Source organism: Paenibacillus motobuensis (assembly GCF_039521865.1).
In the GTDB taxonomy this organism is placed as follows: Bacteria; Bacillota; Bacilli; order Paenibacillales; family Paenibacillaceae; genus Fontibacillus; species Fontibacillus motobuensis.
In genome coordinates, this window is sequence record NZ_BAAACX010000006.1 from 239,057 (window position 1) to 260,266 (window position 21,210).

The 21,210-nt window shown below is 45.2% G+C and carries 17 protein-coding genes; 15 read left to right on the forward strand and 2 right to left on the reverse strand.

The features are described from left to right. The first annotated feature begins 103 nt into the window (after window positions 1–103). Window positions 104–1,393, forward strand: coding sequence for an MFS transporter (locus tag ABD014_RS04935; protein ID WP_343858182.1), 1,290 nt, complete (start codon window positions 104–106; stop codon window positions 1,391–1,393). 69 nt (window positions 1,394–1,462) lie between these two features. After that, window positions 1,463–3,739, forward strand: coding sequence for a glycoside hydrolase family 3 protein (locus tag ABD014_RS04940; protein ID WP_343858351.1), 2,277 nt, complete (start codon window positions 1,463–1,465; stop codon window positions 3,737–3,739). A 71-nt stretch (window positions 3,740–3,810) separates the two neighbouring features. On the opposite strand, the gene ABD014_RS04945 is transcribed toward ABD014_RS04940, so the two are convergent. Beyond that, on the reverse strand, window positions 3,811–4,971 hold the full coding sequence (locus ABD014_RS04945) for a cobalamin-independent methionine synthase II family protein (protein ID WP_343858184.1): 1,161 nt from the start codon (window positions 4,969–4,971) through the stop codon (window positions 3,811–3,813). Between the two features lie 115 nt (window positions 4,972–5,086). Next, on the reverse strand, window positions 5,087–6,010 hold the full coding sequence (locus tag ABD014_RS04950) for a LysR family transcriptional regulator (RefSeq protein WP_343858187.1): 924 nt from the start codon (window positions 6,008–6,010) through the stop codon (window positions 5,087–5,089). 184 nt (window positions 6,011–6,194) lie between these two features. Here ABD014_RS04950 and ABD014_RS04955 point away from each other — a divergent pair, with 184 nt between their 5' ends. The 13 genes from ABD014_RS04955 (at window position 6,195) to ABD014_RS05015 (ending at window position 21,188) form a co-directional block, all read left to right on the forward strand. Then, window positions 6,195–7,175, forward strand: coding sequence for a helix-turn-helix transcriptional regulator (locus ABD014_RS04955; RefSeq protein WP_343858189.1), 981 nt, complete (start codon window positions 6,195–6,197; stop codon window positions 7,173–7,175). A gap of 193 nt (window positions 7,176–7,368) precedes the next feature. Next, the gene (locus tag ABD014_RS04960; RefSeq protein ID WP_343858191.1) at window positions 7,369–8,838 is read left to right on the forward strand and encodes an MFS transporter; all 1,470 of its coding nucleotides are present in this window, start codon (window positions 7,369–7,371) and stop codon (window positions 8,836–8,838) included. Between the two features lie 67 nt (window positions 8,839–8,905). Further along, window positions 8,906–9,538, forward strand: a complete 633-nt coding sequence (locus ABD014_RS04965; RefSeq protein WP_343858193.1) for a TetR/AcrR family transcriptional regulator — start codon at window positions 8,906–8,908, stop codon at window positions 9,536–9,538. Window positions 9,539–9,761: 223 nt separating this feature from the next. After that, window positions 9,762–10,709, forward strand: a complete 948-nt coding sequence (locus tag ABD014_RS04970) for an SDR family oxidoreductase (protein WP_343858195.1) — start codon at window positions 9,762–9,764, stop codon at window positions 10,707–10,709. Window positions 10,710–10,883: 174 nt separating this feature from the next. Next, entirely contained in the window at window positions 10,884–11,732 is an 849-nt protein-coding gene (locus tag ABD014_RS04975) for an NAD-dependent epimerase/dehydratase family protein (protein ID WP_343858197.1), read from the forward strand. Between the two features lie 71 nt (window positions 11,733–11,803). Next, entirely contained in the window at window positions 11,804–12,226 is a 423-nt protein-coding gene (locus tag ABD014_RS04980) for a MarR family winged helix-turn-helix transcriptional regulator (RefSeq protein WP_343858200.1), read from the forward strand. Window positions 12,227–12,281: 55 nt separating this feature from the next. Beyond that, window positions 12,282–13,118, forward strand: a complete 837-nt coding sequence (locus tag ABD014_RS04985; protein ID WP_343858202.1) for an alpha/beta fold hydrolase — start codon at window positions 12,282–12,284, stop codon at window positions 13,116–13,118. A gap of 77 nt (window positions 13,119–13,195) precedes the next feature. Then, window positions 13,196–14,002: a DUF2935 domain-containing protein gene (locus tag ABD014_RS04990; RefSeq protein ID WP_343858204.1), complete on the forward strand. Its 807-nt coding sequence runs from the start codon at window positions 13,196–13,198 to the stop codon at window positions 14,000–14,002. A gap of 137 nt (window positions 14,003–14,139) precedes the next feature. Next, window positions 14,140–15,273 (forward strand): zinc-dependent alcohol dehydrogenase, encoded by a 1,134-nt coding sequence (locus tag ABD014_RS04995; RefSeq protein WP_343858206.1) that lies wholly within the window; start codon window positions 14,140–14,142, stop codon window positions 15,271–15,273. A 658-nt stretch (window positions 15,274–15,931) separates the two neighbouring features. Beyond that, complete coding sequence (locus tag ABD014_RS05000; protein WP_343858208.1) at window positions 15,932–17,551, forward strand: ATP-binding protein; 1,620 nt, start codon at window positions 15,932–15,934, stop codon at window positions 17,549–17,551. Then, window positions 17,548–19,179 (forward strand): thiamine pyrophosphate-binding protein, encoded by a 1,632-nt coding sequence (locus ABD014_RS05005; RefSeq protein WP_343858210.1) that lies wholly within the window; start codon window positions 17,548–17,550, stop codon window positions 19,177–19,179. The genes ABD014_RS05000 and ABD014_RS05005 overlap by 4 nt, the downstream gene beginning before the upstream one ends. A 56-nt stretch (window positions 19,180–19,235) precedes the next feature. After that, window positions 19,236–20,120, forward strand: coding sequence for a YwqG family protein (locus tag ABD014_RS05010; RefSeq protein ID WP_343858214.1), 885 nt, complete (start codon window positions 19,236–19,238; stop codon window positions 20,118–20,120). 291 nt (window positions 20,121–20,411) lie between these two features. Further along, on the forward strand, window positions 20,412–21,188 hold the full coding sequence (locus ABD014_RS05015; RefSeq protein ID WP_343858353.1) for an SDR family oxidoreductase: 777 nt from the start codon (window positions 20,412–20,414) through the stop codon (window positions 21,186–21,188). Window positions 21,189–21,210: the final 22 nt, after the last annotated feature.

The window sequence follows — 21,210 nt, forward strand, 5'->3', positions numbered from 1 at the left end:
GAGAGTAAGGAAGCAGATGATACAATTCTTCATCAACTAAAGCTTGAAGTGCTTGTATTCCATGTAATGAAAACGTTCACTTATTAATTGGGAGGCTTAGAAAATGGACGGTTCAATAAATAGCGGACAGAGAGTAACACCGTTCAGACGATTAACATTCGGTATAATGCTTGGATATTCGTGCATGATGATTGCTCTCATAACCCCGGCCATTCTGTTGTTAACATTTAAAATGATCGAGATCAGTCCTAAGAATTACACATCTACTTTTGGACTTGTAGCCGGAATCGGCGCTTTTTTCGCTCTGATCGGTAATCCGATCGGGGGAGCGATCAGTGATCGGACGAATAACCCTTTTGGCCGCAGACGCACATGGTTCATTATTGGACCGATCGTGGGCTGTGCAAGTCTATTGTGGCTTGGTATGGCGACTGAGGTCTGGCAAGTTATGATTGCCTGGTCTATCGCACAATTTTTCTTTAATGTCGGTATGGCAGCGTATACGGCGCTTATTCCTGATCAAGTACCCGTTGAGAAGCAAGGAACCATTTCGGGTATCCTCGGTCTTGTCTCACCACTTGCGATTGTAATCGGTATGGCACTGATGACGGTAATGACGGACGCATCATCTATGGTGAAATGGATTACGCTTGCGACCATCGGTATTCTTGGACCGGTCATCAGCACTTTCCTAATAAAAGATGGTAAAGCTGAAGTCACTATAGCAAGACCCGTCAACATATCGTTTTCTAAAAAGCTCGCCAACCTATACCCAAGTCCGAAGAAATACCCAGAATTCACTTGGGCTATTATTTCTAAATTTTTGCTGATGTTGGGATTTGGCAGCAGTACTTACTTAGCTGTAATGCTTGTGAATCGCATGGGTTATTCTGAGACTCAAGCAACTTCGGGGGTTGCAACGCTGCAAATGATTATGCTCGCGGCTATGTCTCTCACGAGTATATTTGGCGGGATGTTGTCTGACAAGGTTAAGAAGCAGAAGCCGTTCCTTTACGGGTCTGCCTTGATAATGGTGATCGGTACTTTAGTATTCGCGTTTATGCAGGATTTCACGGCGTTCATTATCGCCATTATTTTTATTGGCCTTGGTGCGGGCTGCTTCTCGGCAGTGGATACAGCTTTAGTGGCTCGTATTTTACCGCGGAAGGAAGACGCAGCTAAAGATTTTGGACTCATGAATGTAGCTAATGCACTTCCACAATCGATTGTTCCGGCCATAGCGCCCTTGCTGCTTGGTCTTGGAGGATGGGGATTCTTCTATGTCACCTTGGCAGTGTGTCTCCTCATGAGTATTCTTGCCACGAAGCCACTTCCTGAAATAGGAGAGCCGTTCGGAACAAATAGAACAGATGGAACGAAAACAGAGAAGTAACTATGCAATTGCTATATCTAAGTTGAAAGCAACAGGATATTCATATAGATGAAAGGTATGATTTTTTATATGTCGAACCATGATACTGCTCTACACTATGAACCAACGATTCAATATGTACAGAATGTTAACGGTCCAACATTAGGCTATTCAACTGACTCAGGAGTTCGCATTATCGAGAAGGATGGCTTGCATTTTAAGAACTTAAGTAAAGACGGAATCCTGAAGCCATATGAAGACTGGAGATTGCCAGCTGAGGAGCGCGCCAAAGACCTTGCTTCCAGACTTTCTATTGAAGAAATCGCAGGATTAATGCTATATAGCTCACACCAGAATATTCCGGCAAGAAACGGCGGCTGGTTCGGGGGAACATACGCTGGTAAATCTTATGAAGAGAGTGGTGCCAAGCCATGGGATTTAACGGATGAACAGATTGCCTTCCTGAAGCAGGCTCATCTTCGTCATGTGCTGATTATGACGGTTGATAATGCTGAGATGGCGGCACGTTGGAACAATCGTCTCCAGGCTGTAGCTGAAGGAAGTGGCCTAGGGATTCCGGTGAACAACAGTTCAGACCCTCGTCACGGCTTTGATGCGAGTTCCGAGTTCAATGCAGGTGCAGCCTCAACGTCCCGAGTGTCATTCTGGCCGGAAACGCTAGGACTCGCGGCTACCTTTGATCCAGAGGTAACTCGCAAATTTGCTGAGATTGCTTCGAAGGAATATCGTGCCCTCGGTATACTAACAGCGCTATCACCGCAGATTGACATCGCCACCGATCCACGCTGGCATCGCTTCAACGGAACATTCGGTGAAGACTCCAAGTTGTCCGCTGATATGGCCCGTTCCTATGTAGACGGTTTCCAGACATCTGATGATGAAACGTCAGAGGGCTGGGGTTCAGATAGTGTAAATGCTATGGTGAAGCATTGGCCTGGCGGCGGTTCGGGTGAAGGCGGTAGAGATGCGCATTTCGGCTGCGGCAAATATGCCGTATATCCAGGCAATAATTTTGATGAACATCTGATACCGTTCACTGAAGGGGCCTTCCAGTTGGAGGGCAAGACTGGACGAGCTGCGGCGGTAATGCCATACTACACGATCTCATATGAGCAGGATCAGAAAAATGGAGAGAATGTCGGCAATTCTTTTAACCGCTATTTGATTACGGATCTGCTCCGAGAGCAATACGGTTATGATGGTGTTGTATGTACGGACTGGAGCATTACTGCCGATGAATCCGATCGTAAAGATACGGTATTTAGCGGGAAATCATGGGGGGTAGAGCATCTCTCCGTAGCAGAACGGCATTATAAGCTGTTAATGGCAGGTGTAGACCAATTTGGCGGCAATAATGATGCGGGGCCTGTATTGGAAGCCTATCAAATGGGCGTGGCGGAACACGGAGAGGAGTTCATGAGAACTCGTTTCGAGCAATCCGCAGTTCGGCTGCTGCTGAACATCTTCCGTCCAGGTTTATTCGAGAATCCTTATCTGAAGCATGGGGAGAGCAGCAAGGTCGTCGGCTGTCCTGAGTTCATGGAAGCAGGCTATGAGGCACAACTGAAATCGATGGTTCTTCTGAAGAATAAGGGGAAGGTACTTCCGATCCAAGGGCGCAAGAAAGTCTATATTCCACAGCGGTTGCTACCTGCGGGTATGAACTGGGTCGGCATGCCAACACCAGAGAAGTTGGAGTACCCAGTTGATCTTAGTATCATAGCTGAGTATTTCGATTTCACTGAGAACTCGGAAGAAGCAGATTTCGGACTTGTGTTCATTGAGAATCCGGATTCTGGTGTTGGGTATAGCCAAGAAGATGCGGATCAAGGAGGCAATGGCTATGTACCGATTAGTCTTCAATACCGTCCGTATACCGCAGAATTTGCTCGTGAATGCAGTATTGCAGGGGATCGACGAGACAATGATGTGCTGAATCGCACATATAAGGGCAAAACCGTGAGGACACGTAATTCACATGATCTGGAAGCTGTTCTCGATACGAGGGAAAAGATGAAGGGTAAACCAATTATCGTATCCTTGCTACAATCGAATCCGACCATCGTTGCTGAATTTGAGTCTGCTGCTGATGTAATCCTCACTAATTTCGGTGTGAACGTACGGGCTATTATGGAAGTGCTGATGGGCTCCTTTGAGCCATCCGGTCTGCTCCCATTCCAAATGCCGGCTAACATGAAGACGGTTGAGGAACAATTTGAGGACGTTCCACACGATATGGAATGCTATGTTGATTCGGAAGGTCATGTTTATGATTTCGGCTATGGTATGAACTGGGGCGGCGTCATTGAAGATGAACGTACGGTGAAATACAAGAAAACACGTTAATCAATTAATTAGCTAAAAAAATGACTCCTGTCTAGTCCGGTACAGGAGTCATTTTATATGCCATTTGGCAATTACTCGCCCCAATATTGCTGAGCGATTCTTTGCCCTTGGTCAATCTTCGCCCATTGCTCATCTTCAGTCAGTTCATTGCCGCCGTCACAGGAGGCAAAGCCGCACTGGTGCGAGAGGAGCAAGCGTTCTTTCGGGATAATCTTGGACGCTTCGTCAAGCAATTGGAGTACACGAGATTCGTCGTCAAGGGTATTTGTTTTGCTCGATAGCAGACCAAGTACGATTTCAGTATCAGGCTTATCCTTGAACACTGCAAGTGCGTCAAGTGAACCAGCTCGGTCGTCATCCCACTCCAGGAAGAAGCGGTCGTATTTCAGTTGCTTCAAGAACAAATCGGCAATTTTGCTGTACGAGCCGCCGCCCATATTTCGAGAATCGTAGTTGCCACGGCAGTTGTGTGTCCACATTTTCAGCCCAAGGCTGTGACCATAGTCAATTACAGTGTTGTTGATGTCGATAAATTCCGTCGCCAATGCCTGCACGGTTTCTTGATCAATATTTTGGCCCGTGTACGGAGAGTTGGGGTTGTCATCCGCAAAAATCTCCCAAAGGCAATCATCGAATTGCAGAATTTTACCCCCCGCTGCGGCGTATTCCTGAACGAATTCTTTGTACGCTTGAATAAGACCCGCTTTTAATTCCTGCGGTGTGGCATAGACGGAATCTTTGCCGCCGATGTTGTCCGACCACGAGAGCTCTCCGAAGATATGCGATGGTGATGGAATGCATAGCTTTGTTTCTCTGTCACCTGCAATTTCTGCTTGTCTTTTGAAAATTTCAATAAAATGATGGTTCTTACTGCTAAGAGGTTCTGTAATGCGTAGACCAATGTCACGGCGTGTTTCATATTTTTGCGTCTCGTCGAGGTCACGGAAGAAGTAGCCGTGCTCAGCAATATAGCGGCTGATACCTGCTAATCCCCATACAAAGTCCAGGTGCCACATAGACTTCGAGAACTCGCCGTCCGTAATGATCTCAAGCCCATGCTGAATTTCCTTATCTATTACATGTTTCGTTGCTTCATATTCACATTCTTCATATCCTAAAAAATCAGCATAAAATGGATAAGTAATATCGTCGCGATGTTCGATTTGGTGTTTGTAGCTTAGTAGATTTTCGGGACGTAGTAGACTGCCGACGGTTTGAAATTTCTTGCTCATTGTGAAGCCCTCCTAAATGATTGATACCAAATGTTTGATATAAACAATCTAATATAAGAAGGGTCGTATAGGGTAACGCCATTATTCTATGTTCCGTTATAGCTATTGGCTATACCTAACCGCCCATAAGAACATCGTACTCGGATACTACTTGTTTTAATTCTTCCAGGTACATCATGGCCTGCTTAGTGAGTTGTATGGAATTGTGAGCAATCCAGCCAACAACTATAGAATCGTCGACACGAAGCGGCACAGCCGTAATGTCATCCCCATTCAAATCCGCGCTGACAATTCCCGTTGAAATCGTGTAGCCGTTGAGACCGATCATCAGGTTGAAAATGGTTGCCCTGTCGCTAACACGGATGGTTTTCTTGCTATATGCCGTGCTGAGGATTTCCTCCGAAAAATAGAACGAGTTGTTCTCACCCTGATCAAAAGAGAGGCAGGGATACTCTTCTAAATCCTCAGGCGTGACATACTCTTGCTGGGCAAGAGGGTTCGACGTACTAACGAAAATATGCGGCTTGGCGGTAAACAGTGGATGGAAGGTCAATCCGTTCTCGCGTAACAGCTTTTCGAGTACCCTTCGATTAAACGGGTTCATATACAGAATGCCAAGCTCACTCCGCAAAGTCTTTACATCCTCGATAATTTCATGGGTTCGTGTCTCACGTAATGTAAATTCATATTCGTCAGTATTGGTCTTCTTGACCATATTCACGAACGCGTTAACAGCAAAGGCATAGTGTTGGGTCGAGATCGAACATAATCGGCGCGACGGTTTCTTACTCAAGTAGCGCTGTTCAAGCAGGCTTGCTTGCTCGACGACTTGCCGGGCATAACCAAGAAACTCCACGCCGTCCATCGTCAGTGTAATGCCTTTCGGGGTTCGGGTAAAAAGTTCGACACCGACTTCGGCTTCCAAGTCCTTCACAGCGTTGGACAAGGATGGTTGTGATATAAAAAGGCTCTCCGCCGCCTTATTGATCGATCCACAGTTCACGATTTCGATAAAGTACTTAAGTTGCTGCAATGTCATCGGATTTTCCTCCCGGTCAAGTATGGGATATTTGTTCTATTTTTTGTGCTTTAATTCTCTCTATGCTATATACATAGTATCTGCGTAAAATATTGACTGCTGTTTGCAGAATTATATCATATTCAGTATGAGCAAAATATTTTGAATGAAGAAATGAAATCAACGAAGCTAGTAGGTGGCCAAATTGACCCTTAATATACTAAACAGCGAGGTGCACAGCCTCTTTGATCAATTCACGGATCTAATCCAAGGACAAACCCGGCAGCGGTCATGGGAACAGCATATCACGATTCCTTCGCAGGTTGGAGAGGGAAGCATTTTGAGAACGCTGATCCGTCCCGGTATGGAAATTGTTGTAACCGACCTGACCTATGCACAGGATATCAAGCTTCGCATTCAGGAAGCCTGCCCGCTGTTTGAGCTTAGCTATTGTCTTAGCGGAGACATTTATTGTGAATGGGATGGCAAAGAAAGCCATACTCGTCATTGGACGGGCAATGTGCTATTTTTCGAGGATGAATTGGTCTATGAAGAGAAGAAGGCGGATGTCCGTCATCAAATGTTGGAAGTCCGCTTGTCCCCGCAGGCGCTGTTCCATTATGCAGCTGATCCGAGCGAAAAGCATAGAATGGAGACTTGGCTGTCACGCCATAAGGGACATATTAATCCCTACCAGAATACACCGGAGATTCATCGATGTGTGTTGGATATGATGAACTGTTCTTATGATGGTGCGCTGAAACGATTGTATATGGAGAGTAAAGCGATGGAGCTGATCGCTTTGTTTGGGGAAGTGGAAGGTTATGAAATGGAGAGCCATAGCCGCTTTCTGACACGTGATGATCTACTGAAACTGGATCAAGCCAGGCAACTAGTGATCTGCAATTTCGAACAGCCGTTATCGCTACAGGAGCTGTCGCGTAGAGTTGGGCTTAATGAATTCAAGTTGAAGAAGGGCTTCCGGGAACGTTTTGGCATGACCGTATTCGAGCTAGTTCGGAAGCAGAGAATGGAGAAGGCCCTGTATTATATGGAAGTACAGCAGATGAATATAGGGGAAGCGGCGGTAGCAGTGGGCTATAGTAATGTCAGCAATTTCACGACAGCTTTCCGTAAAATTTATGGATACAATCCAAGCGAATATCTCAAGAGGTTCTCTCATTAATTATAGTAAAAGAATAGATGAGATGTTATAAGAGGGATTTCGGACATGATCAGCATGTTCGGAGTCCCTTATTTGTGTTCTCTCCTTTTACAGGGAAAGAAAATACCTTTGCAGGTAGAACGCCATTTTATTATCGCTGATAATGGTTATCAATTGATCATCCAGTTCACTATAGGGAAGGGAGTTGCAATAAATGACTTTGAATAATCTGACTGCTGCCCTTGCGAGTGAAGTTGAAGCGATACCCCAGGCCAATCCGCGCCGTTGGTTCGCCTTAATACTGATTTTGCTGCCAACGCTTCTGATTTCGCTGAACAATTATATGATGCAGGTGGCGCTTCCAAGCATGCAAGCGAGCGTTCATGCCAGCTTCGCTGAAGCACAGCTTATATTCTCAGGATATTCGTTAGGGCTGGCCATTGCCTTGATCCTGGGTGGGAAGCTGGGAGATATGTATGGCCGAAAACGAATGCTATGGATTGGGGTTATGGGCTTTACTTGTATGTGTTTGCTCGGCGGATTGGTGTCCGACCCTACTTTACTCATTATGATTCGCATCGTTCAAGGGCTGTCGGCAGCGATGATTCAACCGCAGGTTTTGTCCATCATGCAAAGCAGCTTTCTCCCCAGTGAAAAAGGGTTAGTCTTCGCCATTTACGGCGCAGTTATCGGTATCGGATTCACTTTGGGACTGATACTGGGCGGTTTATTGGTGGACTTGAATTTATTTGGTCTTGGTTGGCGAATCGTATTTCTATTTAATGTACCGTTTGGACTGATAGTGATGATGGGACTGCACATCGTTCCTGAATCCCGCGGACAGGCCAGCCAGTATATTGACTGGTTCGGGATTGTCCTGATTATACCCGGCTTGCTGATGCTCATATATCCGCTAACGATTGGGCAGAAGCAAGGCTGGCCGCTATGGACCTGGGGCTGTTTGATAGTGTCCATCTTGCTGCTATTGGTATTTGTGCTTTTGCAGAAACAGAGAGAAGAGACGGGGCGCACACCATTGGTGGGGCTGTCCATTTTTAAAATTGGGTCATTCCGCGTTGGAATCATTACAGAGCTGGTGGTATATCTTAGCATGTTTACTTTTTTCTTCATCCTGAATTATTATTTACAGTCGGGACTACATTTCGGTATTGCAGAGACAAGTCTTGTCTTTTTGCCGCTGGGCCTTGGATTCTTCACCACCTCATTATTGTCATCACGGATAGTGCAGAGATGGGGGGCTGTGGTATTAAAAACGGGGATGCTTACGATGGGAGCCAGCTTATTTATACTGATCTGGTCCTTGCGAATCGATGCTGTTCATTTATTCCATTGGCAAAATATAATGATTCTATCGGTATATGGGCTAGGTCTGGGCATGGCGACAACACCGCTGGCTAATAAGATCCTGCATCAGGTGCCACCGGCATTGGCCGGAACTGGTTCAGGGCTATTCACAACCTTGATGTATTTGGCAAACGTTTTTGGGGTAGCATTGATTAGCATTTTATTCTCGGCTGTCCTGCGCTCCCCCTTTGCGGAAGCCAGCCTGGAGGATTATGTTCGAGCTTTTTCCATGTCGACTGCAGTGAGCGGTGGCTTGGCTATAGCGGCATTTGGTTGCATCAGCAGGTTAAAAGAGAAGGAAGTACGGGAACGTGAATGATTGACAAACTTGATTATCATTAGTTAATTTATTAATATAAGTTAACTAAATTAATAGGATGATGAGCATGACCAATACGGATATTTCTCTAAGGGAGATCAAAAAGGCGCGAGCTAAGATTGCGCTTTATGAAGTCAGTCTGTCTTTAATGGAAGATAAGATGTTTCACGAAGTCATGGTAGAAGACATTTGTCAGAAAGCGGAGCTATCGCGCGTTACTTTCTTTAAGTTTTTTCCAAAAAAGGAAGATGTGCTTATCTATTTCATGCAAATATGGCTTACTGAACGGATTATCGAAATCGATAGCATGCATAAGCGTGGTTTCGATGCGATCAGGTATCTGCTCTCCAAAGTAGGAGAGCAAGCCGGGACGATCACCGGCATCATGCCAAGCCTGATTTCTTTCCTCGCCCAAATGAAGATGCATCCCTCTCTGCCGGACTTTAGCAGAGCTGAAATCCGGCTCCTGTTCCCCGATGAAGAAGAAATAGGGAGTCAGGCACCGAATCTTTATGATCTTTTTAAGCGCAGCATGTCAGAAGCCGCGGAATTGCAGCAGCTCAAGCAGGGAATATCCGTCGATGATGCAGTGAAGATTCTGTTTACTATCTTTTATGGCTCTTTCCTGACCGCTCAGCAATACGCTTCTTCCGATATTATCGGCTTCTATGAAGTGCATCTTCAATTGCTTGAAAACTAATAATGAGAGCATTACGGAGTTTAGTGTCATACTTGATGACTTTATGTAAAAGCCAATACCGTTATACGGTGTTGGCTTTTTAACTTTTGTATTCGTCGAGAACCAGCCCAATAGTCCCTAAAATACATATACTTACTCCAATAAATATATTTACTCAAGTTAACTTATGGATTATAATTTGCCTTATAAGAATTATGATCTCAATTTCGGGAAGGAGATTTATATGGCTACAGGGATTGATGAGCTGCAGGTTGTGATCGGAACAGGACCACTAGGAATAGCAGTAATGGAGGAACTTCTTCGTAAGGGGAAAAGTGTACGGATGGTGAACCGAAGCGGCCGGGCGAGCGTACCTTCAGGAGTACAGGTCGTCAAAGGGAATGCCGCCGATGTGGAGAGTATCAGTCATGCTTGCAGGGGAGCTTCGGTTATATATCACTGTGCTAAAGCTCCTTATACAGAATGGCCGGAGAAGTTCCCGCCAATCATGCAGGGCATCATTGATGCAGCCGCAAGGGAAAAGGCTAAAATCGTTTATGGAGATAATCTATATATGTACGGAAGCAAGTACCAGGTTCTAACAGAAGATTTACCGAATGACGCGATCGGGCGCAAAGGAAGAACTCGCGCTCAAATGGCTGATGCGCTGCTGGATGCGCATCATAGCGGGAAGATACAGGCGACAATAGGCCGCGGCGCTGACTTTTACGGTCCTAGAGTGCTGGATTCCTCGTTAGGTGAACGAATCTTCCAAGCTGCGTTAGATGGCAGACCTGCAGAAGTACTAGGAAATATTGATATTCCTCATACGTATCTTTATATCCGCGATTTTGCTAAAGGTTTGGTTACACTTGGGGAGCGCCAAGAGGCGTTAGGTCAGGCATGGCATATTCCAGGCGCATCTACAATAACAACGAGACAAATCGTCAATATGGTCTATGAAACGGTAGGCAAACGGCCTAAATTTCGCATCGCACCTAAATTCTTTGTATCTCTGATGGGCTTGTTCAACGCCAACATGAGAGAGATTAAAGAAACGCTCTATTTTTTTGAGAAACCTTTCATTGTTAACACGAGCAAATATGAACAAGTGTTTGGTACGGATACGACGCCACATGAGCTAGCGATTGCAGAAACGATGGATTGGTTCAGAAACAGGTCTCAAAAATGAATCAGCTGTAAATACTTCAGATCACTTGATGTATAAAATTAAATCTCAGAGGAAGCCTCCTTTATTTAAAAATGGTATGTTCAATTTTGCTTAGAAGTGGTATTTTATGGGTGGTAAGCTGGCTTGTTATCATAAAAATGACCAATTCTAAAAATGAAGATAGGGAGGTGTAATATGAAAATACTCGTAGCAGGTGCAACAGGAGTGATCGGCCGCCTGCTGCTCCCCAAATTGGTGGAAGCAGGACATGAAGTTATCGGAATGACCCGGAATCAGGAACGAACAGAGCTTATTCAAATATTAGGCGCAGAAGCCCTTGTACTTGATATTTTTGACCGGGAAGCCGTGCTTTCCGCAATGATGGACATCCGGCCGGATGTCGTTATTCATCAACTCACCTCATTAAGTTCTCGGAACTTCCAGGAAAATTCCAGAATTAGAATTGAGGGGACTCGTAATTTGGTGGATGCTGCGAAGGCTGCAGGGGTGAAGCGAATGATTGCACAGAGTATTGCCTGGGCATATGAACCAGGTGATCAGCCGGCTAGCGAAGAAGATCCACTAGATATAGATGCACCATTACCACGAAAGACAAATATCGATGGCATTGTTGCTTTGGAGCAGGCGGTGGCTGAAATCCCGGATCATGTGATTTTACGTTACGGGATGTTCTATGGCCCTGGGACGTGGTACGACATTGATGGTGAAATGGCGAAGCAGGTACTAAATCATCAGCTTCCAGCCACCGATGGAGTTATGTCATTCCTTCATGTCGAGGATGCGGCCCATGCGGCATTATTGGCTCTAAATTGGCCACCCGGTCCCATCAATATCGTAGATGATGAGCCGGCAACGGGAATCGACTGGCTACCGATCTACGCGAAAGCCTTGCAAGCCCCTGCTCCGGAATATCAGAAAGGGAGACAGGGATGGGAACGCGGCGCATCGAACGCTACAGCGAGGACCGTATATGGTTGGGAACTGCTATATCCTACGTGGAGAACGGGGCTGCTTCAGGTGTAAGCTAGAACAGCATCTTCATCAGATGCTTATTTCCTTTTGACATTGGTTTGATATCAAACTATAATATAGCTATGCAAACAAGAGACATCGTTTCATTAATCTCCAAAATTAGAGAGAAGGTCAATCGGTTTATTGTATCAGAGATGGAGAAGAACGGGATTGACACCATAGGCACGTCACATGGCGATATTATTTATGCGCTCTTCACCACGCCTAGAATGACTATGGCCGAGATCTCCCACAAGATTAATAAGGATAAGTCTACAGTAACAGCACTTGTTGAGAAGCTGGTTCAACTGGGATATGTGACAAAAGAAAGGAGCCAAGAGGACGCGAGAGTTGTTCATGTGGCATTAACTCCCAAGGGTGGAGAGTTAGAGCACATCTTTGAATCCATATCCCACAAAATGTTAGACGTATTCTACTCCAACATCTCTGATCAAGAAAAAGAAGACTTGCTTCAAGTATTATCAAAGATCTATAACAATTTCTAAATTTTTTTCGGTAAATGGTTTGATGTCAAACTAAATTACTTTGGAGGGATTCATCATGAAGGACTATACGAAATTATTACCAGATCATACGGCGAAGTACGTGGGGGATAACGATTTGTACCTGGAGGTATTTAAGGGGGAGAGCTCCATAGAGGTAGTTGCATCCAGACCCCCTTTGCTATTTGTGCACGGCGCCTTTACAGGGAGCTGGATGTGGAGCAAGTACATTCCTTATTTTATCCGTGAGGGATGGACCTGTTATTGTATGAACCTGAGAAGTCACTACAAGAGCAGACAGCTGGATATGACGAAGATAACCTTTGAAGATTATTTAGAGGATATTAAAGAAATCATGGAGGAAGAGTTCGAGATCGCGCCGATTCTTATCGGGTTTAGCATGGGCGGGATATTGAGCCAAAAACTGGCTGAGACCGTCGATATTACTGGTTTAGTCCTAATCGACTCGGTCATAAGCAGAGAAGTTCATGAAGCAGCACCATACGAGGAATTAGCCCAGACGATTACGGACATCATCGTACCCGCCCCGGTTCGCGAAGAACATTCTAGCATAGATGAATCAGCAGATGATATTGAGTTCCAAAGAAAGTATCTAGGAACGGAGTCTGCTAAGGCATACAATGCATTTTCTTTTACAACGGAATCACAAGGTATATCTATAGACAGCTCATTAATCTCCTGCCCTTGTCTGGTGATCAAAGCCGTATCTAGCGATAATGATGATCTCCAGGGGAAGATAACCGCAGAGCTGCTTCGCGGGGAGTATTTTGGACTATGGGGCACAACGCACACCGGTGTACTCGTAGGACAGAGATATATGGAATCCGTAGAGAAAATCCTGGAATGGTTGAGGAAGCAGTCAGTCCAGCAATAGCACTGCTTGATTTTCTAAGTGTAATTATTTATAAGGTTACCTCATAAACCTTCTTTAGAACGAATAAAGGAGGTTATATGTTGGACCAATCGGCACTTTTCGAGCATCGCTTCTGGCTGCAAATTTTAGGTGATCACTCAAGATTTATTTTCAACACACTCTCACCGAAAGAAACGGCAGATATACAAACCGCCCATCAGTTCATTCAAGCCTTCGACCAGCTTCTCAATCAAGCGCGTGATGTAGGGTCGGATGCTCAGCTTGGAACGCTAAATAAGCAAGCCTACAGTCTGACCGTTAACCTACGACAATTCAAGCTGAACATTCTGGAACGTCAACTCGTCAAGCAAATTACGATTGCATTAACGCCAACCTTCATTAATCATATGGTGAATGAGCTAGAGGAGTATCTGCGTATTCTAAACAGCTTGCTTGAAGGGGAGCCGGTACCGCAATTCGATGCGCTGCATCATGATTTTCTATGGCTGTCTGATGCGGCCGGTCATGCTGCAGCCATATCCAGTGATTTGGATTTTGTCGAGAAGCGGTTGATTGCCAGAAGTCAGGCCTTTGAGGGGCACTTTCAACAGTTTTATTTGAAAAGTATTGAGATGGCGGGTTACATGAGAACAGAACTTCGGGATTTTCCAGCATTCCGGAGATTTCATACGGATGTTGATATGGAAATGAATTTGTTCAGGGCCTTTTTGAAAGAGCTGGAGGACTTGGAGCTATCGGCGGAAGTATTGGATCGCATTTCACCGCTTATGCCGGATCATATGATGAGGGAAGAGTGTTATTACTTAATGAAGCTGGCTCAATTAGGTTTGGTGCAAGATCCGGAATGTACACCGGATAAACCGAGAATAGAAGAGGAGATCTAGCATGCCGCTGCAAAGCGGCTTTTTCATTTACTGACAGGATTATTCAAGTTCAGCGCATAACATCCTCCTCGCGATACATAATATGGATGTTTTCATGAATAATCCGGTCAACTGATCGAGGACGCGAGGTGCAAGCAATGAGGGCTGTAACATATCAAGGAGTAAAGTCAGTAGAAGTCAAAGACGTTAGCGATCCGGCGCTTGAACATAAAGATGACATTATCGTCCGGATTACGAGCACAGCGATATGCGGATCAGACTTGCATCTTTACCAGGGGGACTTCCCGCTGCCGAAAGGGTATATTATCGGTCATGAGCCGATGGGGATCGTAGAAGAGGTGGGGCCTGAAGTCACACGGGTCAAAAAGGGAGATCGAGTCGTCATTCCTTTCAATGTCGCATGCGGTCATTGCAGTTATTGCAAGCGTCATTTGGAAAGCCAGTGCGATAATAGCAACCCCCATTACGATTCAGGAGGATATTTCGGATATTCGGAGAAATTCGGCGACTATCCAGGCGGACAAGCACAATATTTACGTGTTCCGTTCGGCAACTTTACACCGTTCGTGATTCCTCCCTCATGCGAGCTAGAGGATGAATCCCTCATGTTCTTGTCCGACGTGCTCCCTACTGCTTATTGGAGCGTCGATCATGCAGGAGTAAAGCCTGGGGATACGGTCATTGTACTTGGAAGTGGACCAGTCGGACTTATGGTTCAGCGTTTCGCCTGGATGAAAGGAGCCAAACGCGTTATTGCCGTCGATTATCTCACCTATCGCATGGAGCGGGCAAAGCAAATCAATCATGTGGAGACATTTGATTTCACGAAGCATGACGATATGGGGGAGCATCTGAAGGAAATAACTCACGGCGGGGCCGATGTTGTAATCGATTGCGTTGGCATGGACGGCAAGAAGTCTGCCCTGGAATATATCGAACAGAAGCTGAAGCTGCAGGGCGGAACACTCGGTCCAATCCAAATTGCTACAAAGGCAGTGCGGAAATGCGGAACCGTTCAATTCACGGGAGTATACGGGGGGAATTACAATGCATTCCCGCTTGGTGCTTTTTTCGCGAGAAATATTACCCTGAAGATGGGACAAGCTCCAGTCATACACTACATGCCTGAGCTGTACAATAAAATCGTAGAGGGAAGTTTTGATCCAACGAATATCATTACACATCGTTTACCATTGGAACAAGCAAGCGATGCTTATCGGATTTTCAATGATCACGAAGAAGATTGCATCAAGGTTGTATTGAAGCCTTAAGTTTTATGTCTCTAATTGTGTAAGGAGCTCGGCAATATGTTGATTAGGATGAAGAATTCCATTAATATTAATGTAGATGATACAAAATTAAAATATTATTGACGGACTAAGCTGAACATCTTCAAGAGATCGTGTTCATGTCGTAAGATATGGAAATTATCCTTGAGGATGTTTTTTCATTTGATGGATGCATTCTATGATCACATAGTAGATTGCTAGATAAAGTGAACTGAAAATTACCGATCAAGCAACGATCGAATCTATCATGAACCATTTATCCGGCATCAAGCTGCGGAAGGATTCTGCTAAGGGGTATAACGGGGATGAGTATGAAATCTGGTTTCATACATGGAGCGGTCCAACCTTTGGTATACGTTATGATAGTCCAGATTACCTGCGAATTTATAACGGTTCCAGTAATCAGAAGAAATATAGCTCCCGAATATGAAATTGTGAACCAATTCAATCCTAGTGTCATCGAGGATCTGTTCAAATAATATACAAGGAGCGATGGCCTTGAGTACTTGGGGGTGACGAGCTACGAGACGTTAAGGAAGGCGGCAAGACCTATACCGTTAACCTATTAAAGTACCGATAAAGTATATAGAATAACTAGTAGAGAATGTAGTATAATTTGCTAACCTGAGGTGGCGATCATATGACAAACAATCTCCTTGCTGAGATCCGCCAGCGTTGTATTGAGAATGGCATGCAGCCAACAGATGTCCCTTCTCCATTAACAATGGCGACTGAAGAACATTTACAGCAGCAACAGAGGCTTTATGCCGACATCCTAGAGGTTACGGAGATTTTTGGAGAGAACACAATTAAGCTATTGAATGGTCAGATGGTACTATTTCTCGTTACGGATGACAAAGGTCTCGTTATTGATTCCTTCGGGGATCGGATCATGAAAGAAAATCTATCGCAGTTAAACATTAAAGAAGGTAGTTTGCTTATTGAGCGAGAAGTGGGGATTTGCGCCACTCTGATCGCCCTTGACAAGAAGATTCCTTTCCAGACAGTAGGGACGGATCATTTCCATCTTGCTTTACACAATTCTGCTTGTCATAGTGTTCCGTTTTCTTTCCCTGACGGTTATGGAGGACAGGGAGTGTTGGAAGGTACAATCTCACTTATGACCAGTGTTGTTGAATTTAGCAATTATCCCCTTGCAATGCTAGTTAACATGGTTGAGTCAATGGCGCGAGAGTTGATCTTAAGAAGAACGAATCAGCGTCAATTAGATTTGCATCACTTGATGGTCAATAATCTGGATACAGGAATCCTCTTGGTGGATCGTAAAGGAATTATTGTTGATTATAACAAGGTCGCGCATAATATGATCCCGGATTTCATTGCGATAGGGCGGTCTTCTCTCCATATCACTGAGCTGGGACCTTATTTTAGTGAAGCGATTACGAATGGCCTTCCTCAGCGGGACTTTGAGATCCATTACAATGACAAAGGAGTACACACGATTTGTCTCGTGGATATCATTCCCATTTTTGAGAAGGGAAATATTGAAGGCGCATATGCTCAGTTTCGCGATATCACGGAACGCTATTATTTAGAGCAGCAGGTGATTGTCAGTGAGAAGCTCTCAGCGATTGGCAAGCTGGCAGCGGGTCTGGCGCACGAGATACGTAATCCGCTAACTACGATTATGGGCTTCGTGCAAATTACCCGTTCACGACCACTTGACCCTGTAACTACACGGTATCTGGGCTATGTTCATGAAGAATTGGAGCGTGTTAAGAACCTCGTCTCCGATTTCGTTACGATGTCCAAGCCATCTGTTCCGATAATTAAACCGATTGAAATCAATACCTTTCTGGATAGCGTGCTTCGATTTATGGAAGGGCATGCCGCTCTGCATGATGTACGCTTTGCTCGAGACTACTATACCGCCTCTGAGGAGATTTTGCTTGCTGACGCAGCTCAGATCAAGCAGGTGTTGATTAATATTTTGCAAAATGCCGTTGAGGCTTCCGAACCAAAGGAGATCGTTACTTTGAAGACAAGGAAGCTGGGCAATAGTCTAGTAATCACAGTCTCTGACAATGGCATCGGGATTAGTCCAGAGAATCTGACCAAAATTCAGAATCCTTTCTTTACAACGAAAGATAATGGAACGGGCCTCGGGTTATCTGTTTCCTATCGTATTATTAATAATCACAACGGAGAAATTACCATCGATTCAAGACTAGGTGTAGGTACGGATTTCAATATTCATTTACCTTTGACATGTGACAACATAAAGGAGTGTTCAATGTGAAAAATGTTGTACAAATCTTAGTTGAGACCCTCGTCAACCTTGGTATTTCACATGCTTTTGGAATTCCAGGAAAATCGATTGCCCCTCTGGTATTGGAGTTTGGCAACCAGGATATTGAATTTATCTTGGGAAGACACGAGAGTGGAGCCGGATTCGCTGCCGGGGGCTACGCTCTTACGAATAACAATTTGGGGGTTGTCGTAGCAACGTCTGGACCGGGAGGCACTAATCTTGTTACAGCCGCAGCGCATGCGAAAATGAACTGCCTGCCTGTACTTTTTATTACCGGACATCAGTCGGTAGCGGAAATGGGGATCCCGCAATGTCAGGATTCTTCGCAATTTGGGATTGATTTGGTGGAAATTATGAAGCCTGTCACTTTATTTAGTACGATGGTGACAAGGGCCGATACTTTTCCCGCGATCCTGACTTATGCTCTACGTGAGGCGTTGACCGATAGAAAAGGACCTGTGCACCTGTGCATTCCCTTTGATGTTATGATCTCACCTGTAAGTAAATCACTTATTCATTTACCGTCCGGCGGTATCGATTATATAGCTACCAATCTGACAGACGTTGTTCATCAGCTGAAGAGTGCTCGCAAGCCTGTTATTCTTGCAGGCAAGGGAGTAGTACTCTCGGGTGCACAAGAGGCGCTTGCCGGGTTCGCCGAGAAGTTTCATCTACCAATCGTAACAACCCCCGGTGGCAAGGGAAGCATTCATTCATCACATCCTCTTTATTATGGGCCTTTGGGTCTAGGCGGACATCGAAGAGCTATGGATTTGCTAGAATCAGGAGTTGACTTGATCTTGGTGATGGGATCCCGGCTAAGTGATACGGCCCTGGCTGGTCTCGACCATTCTCATTATCCTCAGCAGATCATTCAGTTTGATATAGCACGTGAATTTATGGGCGGCATCATTCCAGCAGAATATATGCCTGTGCTAGGAGATTTACGAACTAATCTAGAGGAGATTCTACGTTTATACCCCCATGAAGAACCAGTTCCTTTACATACGGCTACACCATATCATGATCCACTTCCCGTCTTGGAATTTCTGTCTGTTGCTGAAGTCTGTCAGGCCGTTAGTGATATTATTCCGGAGAATACAACGATCTTTGCCGATGATGGAGCTCATGGCTATCATGCTGTTCGCTGGCTTGATCTCAAGCCTGGCGTGAAGTTTTTCTTCGATTCTTATTTCGCCTCGATGGCTAATGCGATCGGAATGTCCATTGGCGCTAAGTTCGCCGACCGGGAACGGAACGTCATCTGTCTGACAGGGGACGGCTGTTTATTTATGCTAGGCTCTGAGATCAATACCTGTGTTGCTGAGCAGTTGCCGGTCATATTTATCGTCATCAATAATGGACAGTTAGATATGGCTCTGAAAGGGATGCAGCAGTTTACCGGGCGAACGGATGGTACAATCTTCAAGCAGCCCCTTGATGTGGCCGCCTATGCTGCCTCAATGGGCGCAAATAGTGCAAAGTGTTCCACACTTGACGATTTTAAGCAGGTACTCCAACAGGCACTCGCTTTGAACAAGCCATATGTCATTGATGCGATCGTTGATAAAGAAGAAATTCCTTCCTCATTAGCACGAGCAATGAAGCTTGATTAAACATTTCAGGTTACATAACCAAATTACTTATTCGAACTACAAGGAAGGTGAAGGCGATGTTGAGCGAGAACAACAAGAACAGACTGGAGCGAATGGTCCGTGAACACCAGTTTGAACATGCGCTAGGTTATTTACAGGAGTCTGTACGCCAAGGTATTCGATGGTCCAAGAAGGAATTGGAGGATTATAGAGAATCAGGTGCCTCCCGCATTGGCGGTGACCCGGATTTGCCCATGAGTTTGGAATGGCCGCTGGATTCTGACGGAACCCCCATGACATTCCTCGCTCAGCTTCGTCTGAGTGAATTAACGGCTCAGGATGAGTCTTCACTGCTTCCAAAGGAAGGGATGCTTTATTTCTTTGTGGGGGTGGATGAGCCAGCCTACAATATTGAACATAAGGTGCTGTATTTGCGAGATGAGGAGCTGAAAGAAGCTTATCGTCGGATGGCTCCTGAAGAGACGTCACTTGAGGAGAAATTCAAGGGTTACAAGTTAAAGGCCAGATTTACCATTGAGCCCCCCAATTATGGTTATGTAGATTACGAGCGGGTGGAAGACGAGGAGCATGATTATGAGCAATATGAAGATCTATGCTTCGAGTTGACTGAGACGGACTCAGATGATCTTGCCGTCATGTTTGGTTATCCTGCAACCCAGCACGGGGATTGTGAATATGAAGCGGCACTGCAGATGTTAACGGGAGCAGAGTATAATTATTCCGTGCAGGATGCGATGAAGCAAATAACTAAGCACTTGAAAGGCGATGTGAACAAGGCAGAGCAGGAGGTTTGCGATACGCTTCTGCTCCTGGCTCTGGACTCGGATCAAGAAGTCGGGTTCTGCTGGTGGGACGCTGGAGAACTGCAATTTTTCATTCGCAAGGAGGACCTACTGGCAGGGGACTTCTCGCATACTTATTGTTCTTTATATTCGAGTTAACGTTTTACTATAATTTGTAATTGTGATACGATATGAAGCAGGAGATGTACGAGAGGAGCATGGATTATAATGGCAGGTACCCTTTAATGGTTAAATAATTGAGTGGCCTTGTTGATTCCTTTTTTGAAGGGGTCGATTGCCCATTTCTAATTAGACCATTATAGGATCGCTGAATTCATGTGCTATAAACGCACCGAGCGAATACCAATCTATGGTGTTCGCTTTTTTTTGTTGGTGCACATTCATCTCCCATAGTACTTTGTTCGGCGTTTCCACAAGGGGATGCTGATCATAAAAAGATTAATGAACAAAGTCGCCATTGTTACTGGCGCTAGCCGGGTAAATGGTATTGGTACGGCTATTTGTAGAGAATTAGCGCAAGAGGGTGCAGATATATTCTTCACGCACTGGTCAAAGTATGATCGCCAAATGAATTATTTTATCGCAGATGATATGGATTGGTCACAGCAACTGATGGAGGAGATCCGCGAGCTTGGAGTAAGGTGCGAATCGATGAAAATAGATCTGACGCTCCCCGATGCTCCAAAGATCCTGCTTGATGAAGTCCACAAGAGATTAGGCTCACCCTCCATTCTTGTAAATAATGCAACCCATTCGGTGGACGTAGATTTTCGCTCCATCACGGCGGATATTCTTGATGCCCATTATGCGATGAATGTGAGAGGAACTTGTCTGCTAATGGTAGAGTTCGCGCGACAAATCGAAGGGAAGCATGGGGGACGAATTATTAATATGGTATCAGGTCAAGACAAGTCGCCTGAGCCTGGCAATTTGGCTTATGTGGCGACCAAGGGAGCTGTCTCTACCTTCACTAAGTCCGTTGCTATTGAACTAGCGCCGCTTAAAATTACGGTAAATGCTGTAGATCCTGGACCAACGGACAGTGGATGGATGCCTCTTGAATTGAAGGAACATTTATTGCCCAAATTCCCTATGGGCCGCCTCGGTGAACCTAGAGATGCTGCGAAGCTAATCGTATTTCTAGCGAGTGAGGAATCGGAGTGGATTACGGGACAAATCATTCATTCAGACGGAGGCTTCTGGTAATCTAACGTGTTGTAATAACAGA